Origin of the sequence: Dietzia sp. JS16-p6b (assembly GCF_003052165.1) — a bacterium.
Lineage (GTDB): Bacteria > Actinomycetota > Actinomycetes > Mycobacteriales > Mycobacteriaceae > Dietzia.
In genome coordinates, this window is sequence record NZ_CP024869.1 from 315,459 (window position 1) to 333,004 (window position 17,546).

The 17,546-nt window shown below is 71.3% G+C and carries 8 protein-coding genes; 7 read left to right on the top strand and 1 reads right to left on the bottom strand.

The window, feature by feature from the left end; all coding sequences use genetic code 11:
• The first annotated feature begins 147 nt into the window (after window positions 1-147).
• From CT688_RS01440 to CT688_RS01470, 7 genes are all read left to right on the top strand, one after another.
• Complete coding sequence (locus CT688_RS01440; RefSeq protein WP_107755463.1) at window positions 148-1,290, top strand: alpha/beta hydrolase family protein; 1,143 nt, start codon at window positions 148-150, stop codon at window positions 1,288-1,290.
• A 243-nt stretch (window positions 1,291-1,533) separates the two neighbouring features.
• Window positions 1,534-3,513, top strand: a complete 1,980-nt coding sequence (locus CT688_RS01445; protein WP_107755464.1) for an alpha/beta hydrolase-fold protein — start codon at window positions 1,534-1,536, stop codon at window positions 3,511-3,513.
• Window positions 3,510-4,001 carry a DUF732 domain-containing protein gene (locus CT688_RS01450; protein ID WP_107755465.1) on the top strand — a complete coding sequence of 164 codons (492 nt, stop codon included), beginning with the start codon at window positions 3,510-3,512 and terminating at the stop codon, window positions 3,999-4,001. The genes CT688_RS01445 and CT688_RS01450 overlap by 4 nt, the downstream gene beginning before the upstream one ends.
• 178 nt (window positions 4,002-4,179) lie before the next feature.
• Window positions 4,180-5,145 (top strand): cutinase family protein, encoded by a 966-nt coding sequence (locus CT688_RS01455; protein ID WP_107755466.1) that lies wholly within the window; start codon window positions 4,180-4,182, stop codon window positions 5,143-5,145.
• A gap of 111 nt (window positions 5,146-5,256) precedes the next feature.
• Window positions 5,257-7,257 carry a long-chain-fatty-acid--AMP ligase FadD32 gene (gene fadD32, locus CT688_RS01460; RefSeq protein WP_107755467.1) on the top strand — a complete coding sequence of 667 codons (2,001 nt, stop codon included), beginning with the start codon at window positions 5,257-5,259 and terminating at the stop codon, window positions 7,255-7,257.
• Between the two features lie 87 nt (window positions 7,258-7,344).
• The gene (pks13, locus tag CT688_RS01465; protein WP_107755468.1) at window positions 7,345-12,369 is read left to right on the top strand and encodes a polyketide synthase Pks13; all 5,025 of its coding nucleotides are present in this window, start codon (window positions 7,345-7,347) and stop codon (window positions 12,367-12,369) included.
• Complete coding sequence (locus CT688_RS01470) at window positions 12,366-13,919, top strand: acyl-CoA carboxylase subunit beta (RefSeq protein ID WP_107755469.1); 1,554 nt, start codon at window positions 12,366-12,368, stop codon at window positions 13,917-13,919. The genes pks13 and CT688_RS01470 overlap by 4 nt, the downstream gene beginning before the upstream one ends.
• A gap of 287 nt (window positions 13,920-14,206) precedes the next feature.
• On the opposite strand, the gene CT688_RS01475 is transcribed toward CT688_RS01470, so the two are convergent.
• Entirely contained in the window at window positions 14,207-17,539 is a 3,333-nt protein-coding gene (locus CT688_RS01475; protein ID WP_107755470.1) for an arabinosyltransferase domain-containing protein, read from the bottom strand.
• Between the last annotated feature and the right edge of the window lie 7 nt (window positions 17,540-17,546).

Below are 17,546 nucleotides of genomic sequence, written 5' to 3' on the forward strand. Positions count from 1 at the left end.
AGGTCCCCGACCTGTAACACCTGTCCCAGATTGAGCGACAGTTACGATGTCGCAGTTCCGGTCCTCCCCTGGTGGGGCCGGTCCGATGGACGTCACCGATGCCCCGGGAGACCTGAGGGCACCAGGAACGAACAAAGGAACCCACGAATGTCCCAGACCACCCTCCGGCGCAAGTTCGCCGCCGGGCTCACCGCCCTGGCGACGGCTGCAGGCCTCGTCGTCGGCGCCCCCGCCCTCGCCGGCGCCCAGGCCACCGAGCAGGGCTCGTCGGCCAGCCTCGGTTCCGCCGGATCAGCAGGATCGGCCGGATCGGGCGATGCCCCCAACGCCGCCCCCGCGATCCGGCCGGCCGCCGGGGACGAGAACCCGGTCGGGTTCCGCAACTGGCTGCGCCCCGGCTGTAGCTGGGATCCGGTCGCCTCGTGGGTCCAGCTCTGCGAGGTCTGGTCGCCGGCGATGAACCGCCACATCAAGGTCCAGGTCCAGCCCGCCCGCTTCGGCGGCAACGCCGGCCTGTACCTCCTCGACGGTCTGCGTGCGCGGGACGACTGGAACGCGTGGACCCGCGACGCCCAGGCGCAGCGCATCTTCCTCCAGGACAACATCACCCTGGTCATGCCGGTCGGCGGCCAGGTCTCCTTCTACTCCGACTGGGATCGGCCCATCAACCTGGGCGGAAACCTGCTCGAGTACAAGTACGAGACCTTCCTGACCCGCGAGCTGCCCGGGTACCTGAACGCCCACTTCGGTGTGCGCACGGACAACAACGCCATCGCCGGGCTCTCCATGGGCGGGTCCGCCGCCGCGATGCTCGCGGCCAAGCACCGCAACCAGTTCAAGCAGGTCTCGGTGTTCTCCGGTTACATGAACCCCACCGCACCGGGCATGTACACCATGATCCCGCTGGCGATGTTCGACCAGTGCAAGTGTGACCCGTTCGCGATGTGGGGCCTGCCGGGCTCGCCGCGCTGGGGTCAGAACGACCCGCTGCTCAACGCGGACAAGCTGCGCGACATCCCGATGTACATCACCGCGGGGTCCGCCATCCCCGGGCAGTACGACCAGCCCTCCAGCCTGCAGGCCGTGTTCAACACGTTCAACGGCATCATCCTCGAGGGCCTGTCGCGCGGATCGACCATCGCGTTCCAGAACACCCTCAACGCCCGTCCGAACCAGGCCACGTTCGACTACCGCACCACCGGCATCCACGGCTGGGGCTATTGGAACGACGACCTGATCGCCGCCCGTTCGGCGCAGATCCTGCCCGTGATGAACGCCTTCGCGTGGTGATCACGACCGGATAGCCGACGAATCGGGCTCCGCTCAGCGAGTCCTCACCCGTCACACCGGGGCCCCGTGCGTAGATTCTCGTGCGGGGCCCCGGTCGCTTGTGTGACCACCGGGTTCGGCCGCGGGAGGGGAGCCCGCGGGCGGACGACGGACCAGGGCCCCGGGAAGAAGCTGTCCGGGTCGCTCTCCGCGGCCCGTTCACCGAGACGGTCGGCGACGACGCGGCAAGGAAGAGAACCTCACATGGCGACCCCCAGCGCACACGCGAGCCCCCGCACCCGGTGGGCGTCCCTCCTGGCGGCCCCTCTCGTGGTGGGAATGGTGGGCTCCGGCCTCGTCGTCCCTCCGGCTGCGGGCGCGCAGGAGACGCCGGTCCGGGCGACCCCGGCCCAGAACTCCCCGACACAGAACCCCCCGGCGACCGCCGGCCCGGCGCAGACCGGCGCCGGCGGGGCGGAGCCGGCCGAGAGCCGCGTGGACTCCCCGTCCCTGCGCGTACCGACGACCATCCCGTCGGGGGTCCGGTTGGACCGGGTCGAGTGGAAGACGGCCAACCGGGTCGCACTGTGGGTGCAGTCGCCGGCCATGGAGCAGGCCATCCAGGTGCAGCTCATGCTCCCGGCGCAGTGGAACGCGGAGCCGGAGCGCACGTACCCCTCGCTCCTGCTGCTCGACGGCCTGCGCGCGCGGGACGACGCCAGCGGCTGGACCCTCGAGACCAAGATCTCCCAGTTCTTCGACGCGAAGAACGCGATCATCGTGCTCCCCGTCGGCGGCGAGTCGAGCTTCTACACCGACTGGGTGGCGGACGCCAACGGCTCGGCATACCAGTGGGAGACGTTCCTGATGGAGGAACTCCCACCCCTGCTGGCCCGGGACTGGCGGGTGGGCGACGAGCACGGCGTCGCGGGTCTGTCCATGGGCGGTACTGCCGCGATGATGCTCGCGCAGCGATACCCCGAGCACTTCCGGTTCGCGGCCAGCTACTCGGGATTCCTGGACACCACCAGCTTCGGAATGCCCGAGGCCGTCAAGGTGGCCATGCAGGACGCCGGCGGGTACCAGGCCGAGAGCATGTGGGGACCGCTCGGTTCGACCCGGTGGCAGGAGCAGGACCCCAAGCTCCACACCGACAAGCTCCGCGGTCGGAGCATCTACGTGTCCGCGGGCAGCGGGAACACCGGGCCGTGGGACCAGCCGTCGGGCCTGCCGGACATCCCCACCAACTTCCCGGGTTACGGGCTCGAACTGCTCTCGCGGATGACCACCCAGACCTTCGTCAACAAGGCCCGTGCCGCCGGTGTCGAGGTGACGGCCAACTTCCGCCCGTCGGGCACGCACACGTGGCCGTACTGGCAGTTCGAGATGATGCAGGCCTGGCCGCAGTTCGCGGGTGCCGTCGGGATCGAGAACGTCGAACCCCCGTGCGCCGCACAGGGCGAGATCGCCCGCGTCGCCGAGCGTCAGCCCGGTCTGGGCCCCTGCCTGACGGGTGAGTACGACGTCCGCGGCGGCAAGGCCACCGACTTCCGTTTCGGTCGCGTCTTCTGGTCGCAGCAGACGGGCGCGCACTCGGTCCTCGGGGCCATCGGCGCCGCCTACCAGGCCGAGGGCGGTCCTGACGGCCCGCTCGGGCTGCCCACCTCCGGTGAGACCACGACGCCCGACGGCAGGGGCAGGTTCACCCAGTTCCAGAACGGCGTCATCTACTGGTCGCCCACCACCGGCGCGCACGCCATCCGTGGGGCGGTCAGGTCGATGTGGCAGGAGCGCGGCGCCGAACGCGGCGACCTCGGGTACCCGACGACCGACGAGATCACCAACCCCAACAAGCCCGGCGTGGTCCAGGGGTTCCAGGGCGGGACCGTCTACTGGTCCTCCGCCACGGGCCCCAGGGTCGTCAAGGGGGCCATCCTGACGACCTACCGGGAGGCGGGCGCGGAGAACTCGGAGCTCGGGTACCCGGTCACCGACGAGATCTCCCTGTCCACCCGCGGCGGTGCCTTCAGCCGCTTCCAGGGTGGGGCGATCTATTGGTCCGCCCGCACCGGAGCGCACGCCGTGCCTCGCGGGCCGGTGTTCGACGCCTGGGGCACGGTCGACTACGAACGCGGCCGGCTCGGCTATCCCACCAGTGAGCTGCGCACCACCCGTGACGGCCAGGTCATGGAGTTCGAGGGCGGCCGGATCACGGTGACCGGCGGACGGGCGGAGATCTCGTGACGGCCAGGTCGACGGCGCTCGGGGCCGCCCTCGTCGTGGTGGGTGGGATGCTGGCCGCCTGCGGCGGTGGCGACTCCACGGTGTCCGGCGTCCCCGACTCGGAGACCATGGCCCCGCCCCCGGGCGGCGCCGCCACCACGCAGGCCCGTGTGCCCGCCACCGAGGATTCGGGGCGCTTCACCGAGGCCCCGGCGCCGGTGGGCTCGGACGCCCCGGGATACACGGCCCCGGTCGTCGGCGCGCGGGAGCGCGGCTACCTCGCCGCGCTCGAGGCCCGGGGCATCCGGACCGAGGAGCTCTCCGACTCGCTCGTGGCCGCCGGGAACACGATCTGTCGGATCCGGACCACCGGTGGCGCCGCGGGCGAGACCACCACGATCGCTGATGCCGTGGCCGGCCAGATCTCGGTGGGTGGCTACTCGGACCGCGAGGTCGACGAGATCTCCCGGATCGTCGTGGACTCCGCCGCCGGGCAGCTCTGCCCCTGACGCCGCCTCCGCGGTGAGGCGGCCCGGAGGTCGCGCCGCCCGGGTGCGGTGGGATCCGCGGTGCGGTGAGACCTGACACGCCGCGGGGGCCCGTGGAACCCGCCGGCCCCGTGGTGCGTTGGATGTGTCGTCGGCCGCCCGCGGACTCCAGTCGGGCGCCCGGGAAGGAGTTCGAATCGTGGCCCGTGGATCGCGTCGTGGAGGCGGCCGCCGGCTCGGGTGCTCGCTCGGAGCGCTCGTGTTGGTGGTCCTGCTGGTGGTGGGGATCGGCTGGTGGCTCTCGGACCGTGGGCTGCCCACCGGACCGGACGGCCCGCTGCCCGGCCCGGCCGAGCCGGAACTGACCCAGCCCGCGGACTGCCCCGACGTGCAGATGATCGCCGTACCGGGGACCTGGGAGAGCAGCCCGACCGACGACCCGTACGCGCCGGCCTTCCTGCCCAACGCCCTGCTCAGGACGATCACCGATCCGCTGTCGGAGCAGTACCCCACCGAACGCCTGGAGGTCTTCACGGTCCCCTACGTGGCACAGTTCCGGAACCCGCAGCGCCCGGACGAGATCACCTACGACCAGAGCCGGGCCGAGGGCACGGATCGTGCGCGCGCCGAGCTGGCGGCGGTGCACGACCGTTGCCCGTACACCTCCTACATCCTCCTCGGCTTCTCGCAGGGCGCGGTGATCGCCGGCGATCTCACCAGCGAGATCGGCACCGGCAACGGACCGGTGCCGGCCGACCTGGTCCGGGGGTCGGTGCTCATCGCCGACGGGCGGCGGCTGCCCGGTGAGGGGCAGTCGCCGGGACTGTCGCCGGGGACGGGTCAGGGCATGGAGATCTCGCTCCAGCCGGTCACGGGATTCACCCAGCTCATCGCGGGCGCCACCATGACGGGCCCCCGGCCCGGTGGCTTCGGGGAACTCGCTGACCGCACCGCCCAGATCTGCGATTCGCGGGACCTCATCTGCAACGCCCCGCTCAACGTGGTGGACGGCGCGGCCCGGTTCCAGGAGTTCGTCGCCAACAACGCCATCCACGCCATGTACGCGACCAACCCGGACGTGATCATGGGGACGACGGTCCCGGAGTGGACCATCGGTCACGTTCGCGAGCTCGTCGACTCCGCACCGGAGATCGCCCACGACTGACGGGCCGACCGAGTACCGTGCATGGGCGCGACACGCCTGCCAGGGTCGGGGATTCGGAGTTCGGATGTGCGCGAGGGCACGCTGTAAGATCGACCAAGCTTGTCGCCCGGTATGTCCGAGGTCGGCGACGTCGGCCATCCAGTCATCGGTTCGGAACGGAGCAACGTGGAGTTCGAGCAGTACCACGACGCCAGCGGGGCGATCGTCATCCCTGATCGCACCACCCTGGTCGACTTCGTCGAAGCCAACGTCTCCGCAGCGCGCCGGGACCCCGCGGCGGACGGCCTCATCTACCGATATATCGACTACTCGTCGTCGCGGCAGGGTGAGGTCTCCGAACTGTCGTGGTCGGACTTCGGTGACCGGCTCTACGCGATCGCCGCACGACTGCAGCAGGTGGCCGCGCGGGGAGACCGGGTGGCGATCCTCGCGCCACAGGGGCTCGACTACATCGTCTCCTTCTTCGCCGCCATCCACGCCGGCCTCACCGCCGTCCCGCTGTTCGATCCGGACGAACCCGGGCACCATGACCGTCTCCACGCCGTCCTCGGGGACTGCACCCCGTCCGTCATCCTCACGTCGACCGAGTCGGCGGCCGGCGTCCGCAAGCTCTTCCGCGATCTGCCCGCCCGTGAGCGCCCCCGCACGGTCGCCGTCGACGCGATCCCGACCGAACTCGGCTCGGGCTGGTCTCGGCCCGACCTCGGGGCGGACGACATCGCCTACCTGCAGTACACCTCGGGATCGACCCGCGTCCCCGCAGGCGTCGAGATCACGCATCGCAACGTCGTCACCAACGTCATGCAGCTCTTCGACGGGCTGGGTCTGACCCGCGCCTCCCGCGGCGTCACCTGGCTCCCGCTGTTCCACGACATGGGACTGCTCACCGTGATCCTGCCCGCGATGGGCGGTGCGACCATCACCGTCATGAGCCCCCGGGCCTTCGTGCAGCGGCCCGGACGCTGGGTCACCCAGCTCGGTGCGATGTCCGACGGCGACGGCGTGTTCGCCGCGGCACCCAACTTCGCGTTCGAGCACGCCGCCCGCCGTGGCCTTCCCCGGGAGGGCGAGTCGCTCGACCTGTCCGGCGTCACCAGCATCATCAACGGATCCGAGCCGGTCACCCCCGCCTCGATGCGCGCGTTCAACGAGGCGTTCGCCCCGTACGGGCTCGCTCCGACCGCCATCAAGCCCTCCTACGGCATGGCGGAGGCGACACTCTTCGTCTCCTCGCCCCGTAAGGACGACGAGGCGATCGTCATCCACGTGGACCGGGATGACCTCAACAAGGGCGTCATGACCGTCCTGGACCCCGACTCGGTGGAGGGGAACGAGGACGCCATCCCGCAGGTGGCGTGCGGGTACGTGGCGCCCAGCCAGTGGGCGGTCATCGTCGACCCGGGAATCGACGGGGCGACGGGCGAGCACGACGGAACCGGCCGTGAGCTCCCCGAGGGGCGGGTCGGTGAGATCTGGCTGCACGGTACGAACGTGGGGCAGGCCTACTGGGGCCGACCGGAGGAGTCCGAGGCCACCTTCGGCAACAGGCTCACCGAGCGCCTGGCGGAGAACTCGAAGACCGTGCGCGAGTTCGGCACCGTCCCCGAGGACGCGCGATGGCTCCGCACGGGCGACTTCGGTGCCTACGTGGACGGTCAGCTGTACATCACCGGGCGGGTCAAGGACCTCGTGATCGTCGCGGGGCGCAACCACTACCCGCAGGATCTCGAGAACACCGCGCAGGACGCCTCCTCCTCCCTGCGCCCGGGCTTCGTGGCCGCGTTCTCCGTGCCCGCCAACCAACTCCCGATCGAGGCCCGTAACGGCGCCGTCATCCCCGCCGATGACTCCTCGGAGACCCTCGTCGTGGTCGGGGAGCGCGCGCCCGGTGCGGGCAAGGCGGATCCCGGACCCATCGCCGACGCCGTCCGTTCGGCGATCTCGGCGAGGCACGGTGTCACGGCCCAGGACGTGATCCTGGTCCCCGCCGGGTCCATCCCCCGTACCTCGAGCGGCAAGATCGCCCGCCGCGCCTGCAAGGCCGCCTACGTCGACGGGACGTTGCGGGGAGGCCACCAGCAGACGGCGTTCCCCGACGAGCCGACGGAGTAGTTCCCGGACCGGTTCACGGCACCACACGTGCGCGGCGGCGACGGGCGAGCACACCGGACGAGACCCGATCGAAAGGCGATCCCCACGATGGCACAGAGCGAGATGACGGTAGTAGAGCTCCGCGACTGGTTACGGGGGTGGGTCTCACGGGCCACCGGACTCGACGGCGCCAAGGTGACCGACGACCGTTCTCTCGAGGAGTTCGGACTGTCCTCCCGCGACGCGGTGACGCTCTCGGCGGATCTCGAGGACCTCCTCGGACGACCACTGGACGCCACGGTGGCGTACCAGCACCCCACCATCGCCTCCCTCGCCGAGTACGTGGTCAACGGCCCGGCCGAGATCGAGGAGCCGGCCGATCTGCACACCTTCCGCCACCGCGGGGCGGGCATGGAGTTCGACGTCGCCGTCATCGGGTTCGCCACGCGGTTCCCGGGCGGTGCGGATTCGCCCGAGGCCACGTGGGAGCTGCTGTCCGAGGGCCGGGACGCGACCAGCCCGCGCCCGGCGACCCGCTGGTCGGAGTGGGCGGGCGACGCCTACGTGCAGCAGGTCCTGGCCGAGGCACCGGATCGGGGCGGGTGGCTCGACGACGCGGAGGTGCGCGACTTCGACGCCGAGTTCTTCGGCATGAGCCCGCGCGAGGCGGAGATGGTGGACCCGCAGCAGCGGTTGGCGCTCGAGCTCACCTGGGAGGCCCTCGAGCACGCGCACCTGCCGGCGAGCGATCTCAAGGGCCACGAGGTCGGCGTGTTCATCGGCTCGTCGTCCAGCGACTACCAGGTGTTCCTGACCTCCGACTCCGCCGCCGCCTCCCCCTACGCGGTCACCGGCGCCTCCAACTCGATCATCTCCAACCGGGTGTCGTACACGTTCGACTTCCGGGGTCCGTCGATGACCCTCGACACCGCGTGCTCCACCTCGCTCGTCGCGATCCACGAGGCCGTCAACTCCCTGCGGCTGCACGAGTCCGACCTGGCCGTGGCCGGCGGCGTCAACATGATGCTGGCACCCGCCGCCACCATGGGCTTCGCCAAGACCGGGGCCGCGCTCAGCCCCGACGGCCGCATCAAGGCCTTCTCCTCCGACGCCAACGGCATCTGCCGCGCCGAGGGCGGGGGACTGTTCATCCTCAAGCGCCTGTCCGAGGCCGAGCGGGACGGGGACGTGGTCCTCGCCGTCATCAAGGGTTCCGCGGTCAACTCCGACGGCCGCTCCAACGGGATGACCGCCCCCAACCCCGACGCGCAGGTCGCGGTGCTGCGCCAGGCCTACGCCGACGCCGGCGTGGACCCCAGGGAGGTCGACTACATCGAGGCCCACGGCACGGGCACCATCCTCGGCGACCCCATCGAGGCCACCGCGATCGGACAGGTGCTCGGCCGCGGCCGTGATGCCGACCGGCCGACCCTGCTGGGCTCGGCCAAGACGAATTTCGGTCACATGGAGTCGGCGGCCGGGGCGGCGGGCCTGGCCAAGATCATCCTCGGAATGGGTCACGACTCGCTCCCGCCCACCCTCAACTTCGCCGGGCCCAACCCGTACATCGACTTCGACGCCGCCCGGCTGAGCGTCGTCACGGAGAGTCGGCCGTGGCCCCGCTACAGCGGCCGGGCGTTGGCCGGTGTCTCCGGATTCGGGTTCGGCGGCACCAACGCCCACGTCGTGGTGGCCGAGTACCAGCCCGCGCCGATCGGTGTCGCGCGGACACCAGCCGCCGACGAACAGGCCGCCGACGAACAGGCTGCCGACGGTCAGGCCGACGGCAGCCGGGACGACGTGGCGCGCAGTGTCGCCGAGGCCGTCGCCCGCAACGCCGAGGTCCTCGCCACCACCGGGACGTCCGCCCCGGGCGCGGCCGCCACCATCCTCGTGGTGTCCGGCTCGCTTCCGTCGCGCCGCAAGGCCACCGCCGGCCAGATCGCCGACTGGCTCGAGGCGCAGGACGACTCCCTGGACCTCGGAGCCGTCGCCCGCACCCTGGCCACCCGCAACCACGGCCGCTCCCGCGGCGCCGTCGTGGGCCACACCCGCACCGAGCTGATCGCGGGCCTCCGCGCGCTGGCGGCCGGCGACCCCGGCCCCGGCGTCTTCAGCGCGGACGCCCCCGCGGGCACCGGCGACGTCTGGGTCTTCTCGGGCTTCGGCGCACAGCACCGCAAGATGGCCAAGGAGCTGTACCTGTCCAACCCGCTGTTCGCCTCGTGCCTGGACGCGGTGGACGACCTCATCGACTTCGAGGCCGGGTACCGGATGGTCGAGATGTTCCTCGACGACTCCGTCACCTACGAGGTGGAGAACGCGCAGGTCGGCATCTTCGCCGTCCAGGTCGCGCTGGTCGACACGCTCAAGGCGCTCGGCGCCAAGCCGGAGGCCGTGATCGGTCACTCCATGGGCGAGGTCGCCGCCGCCTACGCGGCGGGCGGGCTCAGCCTGGAGGACGCGGTGCGCGTGATCTGCGTGCGCTCACGTCTCATGGGCGACGCCGAGCAGCAGGTCTCGGACGAGGACGCCGGCGCCATGGCGCTGGTCGAGTACTCGGCCGAGGAGATCGCGCAGATCATCGCCGACAACCCGAGGTTCGCCTCGATCGAGCCCGCCGTCTACGCCGCCCCCACCCACACCACGGTCGGGGGTCGTGCCACGCCCGTCGCCGAGTTCGTGGCCTGGGTCGAGGAGCAGGGCAAGTTCGCCCGCCAGCTCCAGGTCCGCGGCGCCGGGCACACCTCGGACGTCGACATGCTGCTGGGTGAGCTGGCCGCCGAGATCGCGGGTCTGGAACCGCGCGAACTCACCTCCGGCCTGTTCTCCTCGGTGGACAAGGAGACCTTCTACCGGGCCGGCCACGAGCCGATCCACGCCGAGGAGTACTGGGTCAAGGGCATGCGGCACTCGGTGTGGTTCACCCACGCCGTGCGCAAGGCCGTCGAGGCCGGGTACGTCACCTTCCTGGAGTTCGCGCCCAACCCGGTCGCCGCGATGTCCGTCGCCGCGACGTGTTTCGACGCCGGCCTCATGGAGCCCAACCTGCTCCACACGCTCAAGCGCAAGGAGTCGGAGGCCGACACCCTGCTCCACGCGATCGCCCAGCTGTACGTCCACGGCCACGAGGTCAACATGGACCAGGTCGTGGAGATGCTGCACGGCTACGTCACCGGTCCGGGGCGCTACGCCGCGGTGCCGGGCACGGCGTGGAAGCGACGGACGCTGTGGCCGACGGTGACCGCCGGCGGCGGATCGGGGGAGGGCCGCATGCCGGGCTCCCACGTCGCGCTCCCCGACGGCCGCCACGCGTGGCAGGTGCGCGCCGAGGTCGTGCCGAGCGTCGACGCGCTGATGACGGCGGCGGCCGCGTCCGTCCTGGACGGAGCCGTCCTCACCGCCGTCGACCGCCCCGGCGTCCTCCCGGTGGCGGGCGCGGTCACCACCACCATGACCCCGCACCCCGGGGGAGCCTCGCTGCAGGTGCACGCGCACACCGGCGACGGTGTCACGCAGTCCTTCACCCTCGTCGCCGAGTGTGCGGTGAGCGGGGGGACCCCGATCGACCCGGACGACCAACCGGGGCCGCACTACGTGTCGGCCGAGTCGGACGCGCCGGTGGTGGAGGGTGAGGACGACGAGTCGGACACCCGCTGGAGCCCGGAATCGGGCGAGTCGATCGGCGACCGTCTGGCCCGGATCGTCGGGTCCTCGATGGGCTACAGTCCCGACGACCTTCCGCGAGAACTGCCCCTGCTCGACCTGGGCCTGGATTCGCTCATGGCCGTGCGCATCAAGAACCGTGTCGAGCACGAGTTCTCCATCCCGCCGCTCGAGCTGCAGGCGATGCGGGACGCCTCGATGAACGACGTCGTCCAGATGGTGACCTTCGCCGTGGAGAACCCGGAGAAGGTCGGCGAGCTCGCGGATCAGCAGGCCCGCGGGGAGGGCGTGGTCGACCTCGCGGCACTCAAGGGCCAGGCGCCCGCCGGTGGCGACGCGCACGAGGGTGGTGCCGGTGCGGACACCGTCCCCGAGGTCGCCATCGCGCCGCGTGACGACACCGAGCGGATGGCCTTCGGTGCGTGGGCCGTGGTCACCGGCGCGGCGGCACCGGGGGTGACCGGGGCCCTCCCCGCGATCGACGACGTCACCCGGACCGCGCTGGCCGAGCGGCTGTCGGCCCGCTGTGGAGGCGAGATCTCTGCCGAGCACCTGGCCGGCGCGGCGACGATCGCGGAGGTCGCCGACCTGCTGCGGCCGTTCACCGAGGTGGCGGTCGAGGGCAACATCCGGGTCCTGCGCGAGGGCTCCCCCGACAGCACACCCCTGTTCCTGTTCCACGCGGCCGGGGGGTCGTCGTTCGTGTACGAACCGCTGGTCGACCGGCTCGACGGCGACACCCCGGTCTACGGTGTCGAGCGCACCGAGGGCTCTCTCGAGGAGAGGGCCGCCGGGTACCTGGACAGGATCCGGGAGATCGCCTCCGGGCGCCCCGTCGCGCTGGGCGGCTGGTCCTTCGGCGGGGCACTGGCGGTCGAGGTCGCGCGTCAGTTGCGGGCCGCCGACGACGTCGTGGCGCTGGTGGCCCTCCTGGACACCGTGCAGCCGTCCGAGCCGGTCCCGGACACGCTCGACGAGGCTGAGGCCCGTTGGCGGCGCTACTCCGAGTTCGCCAAGCGGACCTACGGCCTGGACGTGGAGGTGCCGCGGGGGTTCCTCGCCGAGCACGGTGAGGACGGGGTGCTGGGGATGCTTCTCGAGGGCCTGGGCGCGGAGGCCAACGCCATGGGCGGCGGAGTCATCGAACACCAGCGCGCGAGCTTCGTCGACAACCGCATCCTCCAGAGCGCGGACCTGTCCGCGTGGTCCGGGGTCGGCGCGGAGGTCTCCTTCGTGCTCTACCGCGCCGAGCGGATGCACGAGGGGGCGATCGAGCTCGAGCCCCGGTACGCGCACGTGGACCCCGACGGCGGCTGGGGCCGGATCGTCTCCGATCTCGAGGTGGTCCAGCTCAAGGGAGACCACCTCGCGGTGGTCGATGAACCCGTGGTCGGTACGGTCGGTAAGCATCTGGCGCGTCGGCTCTCGGAGATCGACGCGGGAGTACTGAAGGGATCGGACGCGTGACGGCTAGGACCACCGCGGAGAAGCTCGCAGAACTGCGGGTCAAGACCGAGCAGGCCCGGGACCCGGGCAGCGAGCGGGCCAGGGCCCGACGCGACGCCGCGGGCCACACGCCGCCGCGGGAGCGCATCGCGGAGCTGCTCGACCCGGGCAGCTTCGTGGAGATGGGCCAGCTGGCGAAGGCTCCCGGTAACCCGGACAACCCGTTCGGGGACGGTGTGGTGACCGGGCGCGGCACGATCGACGGGCGACCCGTGGTCGTGTACGCGCACGACAACACGGTGTTCGGCGGGTCGGTGGGCGAGGGCTTCGGCAAGAAGGTCTGCGCGATCATGGACTTCGCCCTCAAGGTGGGGTGTCCCATCATCGGGATCAACGACTCGGGTGGAGCTCGCGTGCAGGACGCCGTCACCTCCCTGGCCTACTACTCGGAGATCTCCAAGCGTCAGTACCCGGCGTCCGGGTACATCCCGCAGATCTCGATCATGTTGGGCAAGTGCGCGGGTGGCGCCGTCTACGCGCCCGTCACCACCGACTTCGTGGTGGCTGTCAAGGACCAGGCGTACATGTTCGTCACCGGTCCGGACGTGATCAAGCAGGTCACCGGCGAGGACATCTCGATGGATGACCTCGGTTCCGCCCTGCAGCAGGCCAAGAACGGCAACGTCAACCACGTGGCCGTGAGCGAGCACGACGCGTTCATGTACGTGCGGAACCTACTCAGCTTCATGCCCTCCTCGGCCGCCGAGAAGGCGCCGAGGATCAATCCAGGGCTCGAACCGTCGACCACCGCCTCCGACCTGGAACTCGACTCGATCATCCCGGACTCGGACAACGCGGCGTACGACATGCACGACCTGCTCATCCGGATGTTCGACGACGGCGAGTTCGTCGAGACCTCGGGGCAGTTCGCCCAGAACATCATCACCGGCTTCGCCCGGGTCGACGGCGAGTCGGTCGGCGTCGTGGCCAACCAGCCGCTTCACCTGTCGGGATCCCTGGACATCGACGCCTCGGAGAAGGCCACCCGGTTCATGATGCTGTGTGACGCCTACTCGATCCCGATCGTCTACGTGGTCGACACCCCCGGGTACCTGCCGGGTGTCCAGCAGGAGAAGCTCGGCATCATCCACCGCGGCGCCAAGATGGGGTACGCGGTGGCCGCCACCTCGGTGCCCAAGGTGACCTTCGTCGTTCGCAAGGCCTATGGCGGCGCCTACGCCGTGATGGGGTCCAAGAACCTTGGCGGGGACCTGAACTTCGCCTGGCCCACCGCCCGTATCGCGGTGATGGGGGCCGAGGGCGCGGTGGATCTGCTGCAGCGTCGGCAGATCGAGGAGGCGGGCCCGGAGGAGGGGCCCAAGCTCCGCAAGCAGCTGATCGACATGTACAACGAGTTCATCGCGACCCCGTACTCGGCCGCCGAGCGCGGGTACATCGACGCGGTGATCGAGCCGTCGCAGACTCGTCTGGTCCTGCGCGGCGCGTTGGCCCAGCTGCGCGACAAGATCCGCAACGAGCCCCCGCGCAAGCACCCCATCGCCCCGCTGTGACCGCCGCCGTCCGCTGACCCGACCCCCGGGGGTGGCGGCGTGGGGCGGCACGCGCCCGACCCCGCCGTGCCCCGCGCCTCCCCACGCCGCGCCGTGTCGCGGGGGCCCACGCCCCGGCTTATGCGCCCTCTTGACCCGCTTTCACGCCGGGTGCGCGGCCGGTCTGGACCATTCCGCCCGCGCAGGTGGGCAGAGGCCGAGTGCGGGGCCGTGTAGACGACCGCGACCCCGCCCTCGATGGGCGGGGTCGCGGTTCTCTGCGGGCGAGCCGCGAGGCCGGAGGGTCGCTAGGACTCCGGATCCGTGACCAGGATCGGGCCCTCGGGCCGCCACCAGCCCCAGCGGGTCTCGGTCCCGATGGTCACCTCGGCAGGCTCCGGCGGGTCCTCCTGGTAGGTCCCCAGCGGGGTGTAGGCCTCGATGGAGCCCCAGTCCCGGTTCCAGTCGTGTCGCAGGTACGAGGGGATCGTGCGGGCGCGCTGCGCGACCTCGATCCACCCGAGCGGGCCACCGGACTCGTACGACTGCCACGTGGTGGTGGCGGCGACCGCCAGCGGCCGATCGGGGAGGATCCGGTACTCGGGCAGCTCGGCGACGCCGGCGTAGTGCGAGAAGGGTCGCTGGCACGGGAACTGCAGGCTCACCGCCCAGTCCAGCATGACGGGCGAGTCCGACCCGACGAGCTCCTGGACCGTGACGAGTTCCGGCGCGCGCGGCGGGGTGATGGCCGCCCACTGGTCGGGGGTCAGGTCGTCGTCGTTGACCTGGATCCGCATGACATCGGCCTCGGCCGGCACGTCCTGCATATCGACCCGGAGATTCCGCCAGGTGGGGGCGGGGCCGATGTCGAACGGCACGACGGGCTCTCCCACCACCTCGGCACCGCCCTCGGTGGCGCGGCCGAACTCCACGATGACCTCCTGCCCGTACCGGTACAGGCCGTCGGCGTCGTAGCGTCCGATCCGTCCGGCGGCGGAGATGACCAGCAGCGGATGGGTCTCGCGGTTCTCCGGCAGCCGGTACCAGCCGGTCTCGAGGCTCGACTCCCGTTGCGGTCCCACGAGGTACGACCCGAGGACCGGGGTGGTGGCCGGGTCGAGCCCGAAGGGAAGGGCCACCGTCGACTGGTTGACGCCCTCGGCGCCCTGGCCGCCGGCGGTACCGGCGCTCTCCCCGGTGCTCACGGTGGGGCCGCCGCCGGGCTCCTGCGTGGTGTTGGCGGCGCCGGGATCGGCCACCACCGCGTCGGCCGACAGGTCGGGCGCGACGCCGTCCGGGGTGAACCCCGAGTTCTCGCCGGCCTCGATGGCCGCCGCACGGTCCGCGGGGTCGATCGACCCGTCCGGGCCGGGGGTCGCGGCGAGCGGGGTGAGCATGCCGTCGTTGGCGTCGGGCTCCACCAGGACGCGGTCGGCGAGCATGCACGGGTTGCCGGCGAGGGCGGAGAAGTTGCCCGCCGCGATCGTGTACGCGGGGTACTGCTTGTGGACCCCCTTGGCGAACGAGGCGATGGAGAAGACGACGAGCAGCCCCGCGACCACCGCGATGGGTGCGGCGGCGATGGTCCGCATTCGCCGACGGCCCTCACGGGTCCTGGGCGCCTGCGTGCCGGTGTAATCCTGGCGGAGGTGCTGCCATCCGGCGTAGGCGAAGGTCAGCACCGCCAGGGCCAGCAGGACGGTGGCCGCGTCGATGCCCCGGATGCTGGGGGCCTTGTCCCACCAGGGGATGCCGTAGCTCGAGACGTACCACCAGCCGTTGGGGCCGGCGAAGGCCAGGGCGAGCACCACGAGGGTGATGCCCAGGAACACGGTCCTGTTGCGGGCGGTGCGGACCGCGGACGCGGCGATGGCCATGGCGCCGAGCGCCGCGATCGCCGCGCCGATCCCCGCGTACACACCGAAGTGGTGGGTCCACTTGGTGGGGGAGAACATCATGAAGAAGGCGGTGCCCACGACCACGCCGACCAGGCGCCAGACGGGCCCCGAGGCCGCGCCCGGGATCTTGCCGCGGCGCAGCAGGGTGCCGATCACCATGACGAGGCACAGCAGGACCAGCAACACCGGGAGTCGACGGGAGAGCGAACCGTCGACGGTCGGGATCATCAGGTAGTAGTAGCGGACGAACTCCTCGAACCAGTTCAGGTTGGGGCCGATCTCGCCGCGCACCCGGATCGCCTCGAGTACCGAGGCCAGGGACTGGATGCCGAAGACGCTGATGAGCACCATGGTCCCCGCGGCGAGTACCGGGGCGACCAGGGCCAGGCGTGAGCCGACCTCGCGTCCGCGCACCACGACGGTGCGCAGGACAGGGCGCAGCCCCATGACGAGTGCGGCGACGGCCATCAGTCCGGTGGGGCCGGTGGCCAGGGAGAAGGAGGCGAGGATCACCGCGACCGCGTACGGCAACATGCGCCGGGTGGCGATGGCGCGTTCGACCGACGTCCAGGTGAGCAGTGCGCCGAGGGCGATGACGGGCTCGGGCCGCAGGCCGTTGTTGAAGGCCATCCAGAAGGCGAGGAACACGGCGGCGGCGCTCCACACCACCACCGGGGTGGTCCGTGCGGCGCGGCCGAGCCGCGGCAGGACCTCGCGGCTGATGACGAGCCAGCACAGGATCGCCGCGATCAGCGCGGGCAGCCGCATCCACGGGCTGGCGGTGGACACGTGGGCGAGCATCGTGAGCAGGTCGTAGTAGGGGGAGCCGAACGGCGATTCCGGGACCCCGTACCAGCGGTAGTAGTTGGCCATGTAGCCGGCGGGGTCCGCGGCCCGGGCCATCGACATGATGTACCCGTCGTCGGAGGTGTTGCCGCCGACGAAGTGCCACACACCGAGCGTGCCGATCACGGCCACGTCCGGGAGCCGGATCCTGAACCACCCGCGGGGCAGGAAGCGGCGGGACCGGCGACCGTCGGTCTGGTCGAGTCCGTGCAGGGCCCACAGGGCCACGGCGGTGGCGATCAAGCCGATCACGATGGCCGCCCACTTCAGGGCGGTCGGGTCGGTGGTGAAGCGCGAATCGACGTCGACGACCACCTCGAGGCCTGCCGGGACGGCGGTGTCGGACGGCAGGTCGGTGTAGATGCCCACGACCATCGGCCGCAGGTCGTCGGCGTCGACCCGGCGGGTCGCGGCGGGGTCGTCGATACCCTCGAACGACGCCTCGACATAGGTCGGAGTCGCCACCACGCTCAGCTGGCCGCACCCGCCCCCGGCGACCTGGTCACGCGGTGCGGAGACGATGACCCGGTTGCGGGAGACCACGTCGACGGTGTCCGCGGAGGCCCGGACGAACAGGGCCCGGTCGCCCGCCTCCTCGCCGCCCGCCGGGGCGGTCGACAGCAGGATCCCGCCGTCGGCGGGCAGGTCCGCGACCAGGGCGCAGGGGACGGTCGCGGTGAACCGCTGAGGCGAATGCGCCATCAGCGGCGCGGTCACCGAGTCGACCGATCCGTTCTGTGGCCACTGCACGCTCGAGGTGGTCTGGCTGACCGGGAGGAACGGCAGGGACAGGAAGCACAGGGTGCCCAGGAGTCCGCTGACGATGGCGATGAGGCGGAGCCTCGCGACACGGGCGTCGGCGGCGACCGGGCCGGAAGCTGCGGGGGAGTCTGACACGACGTCC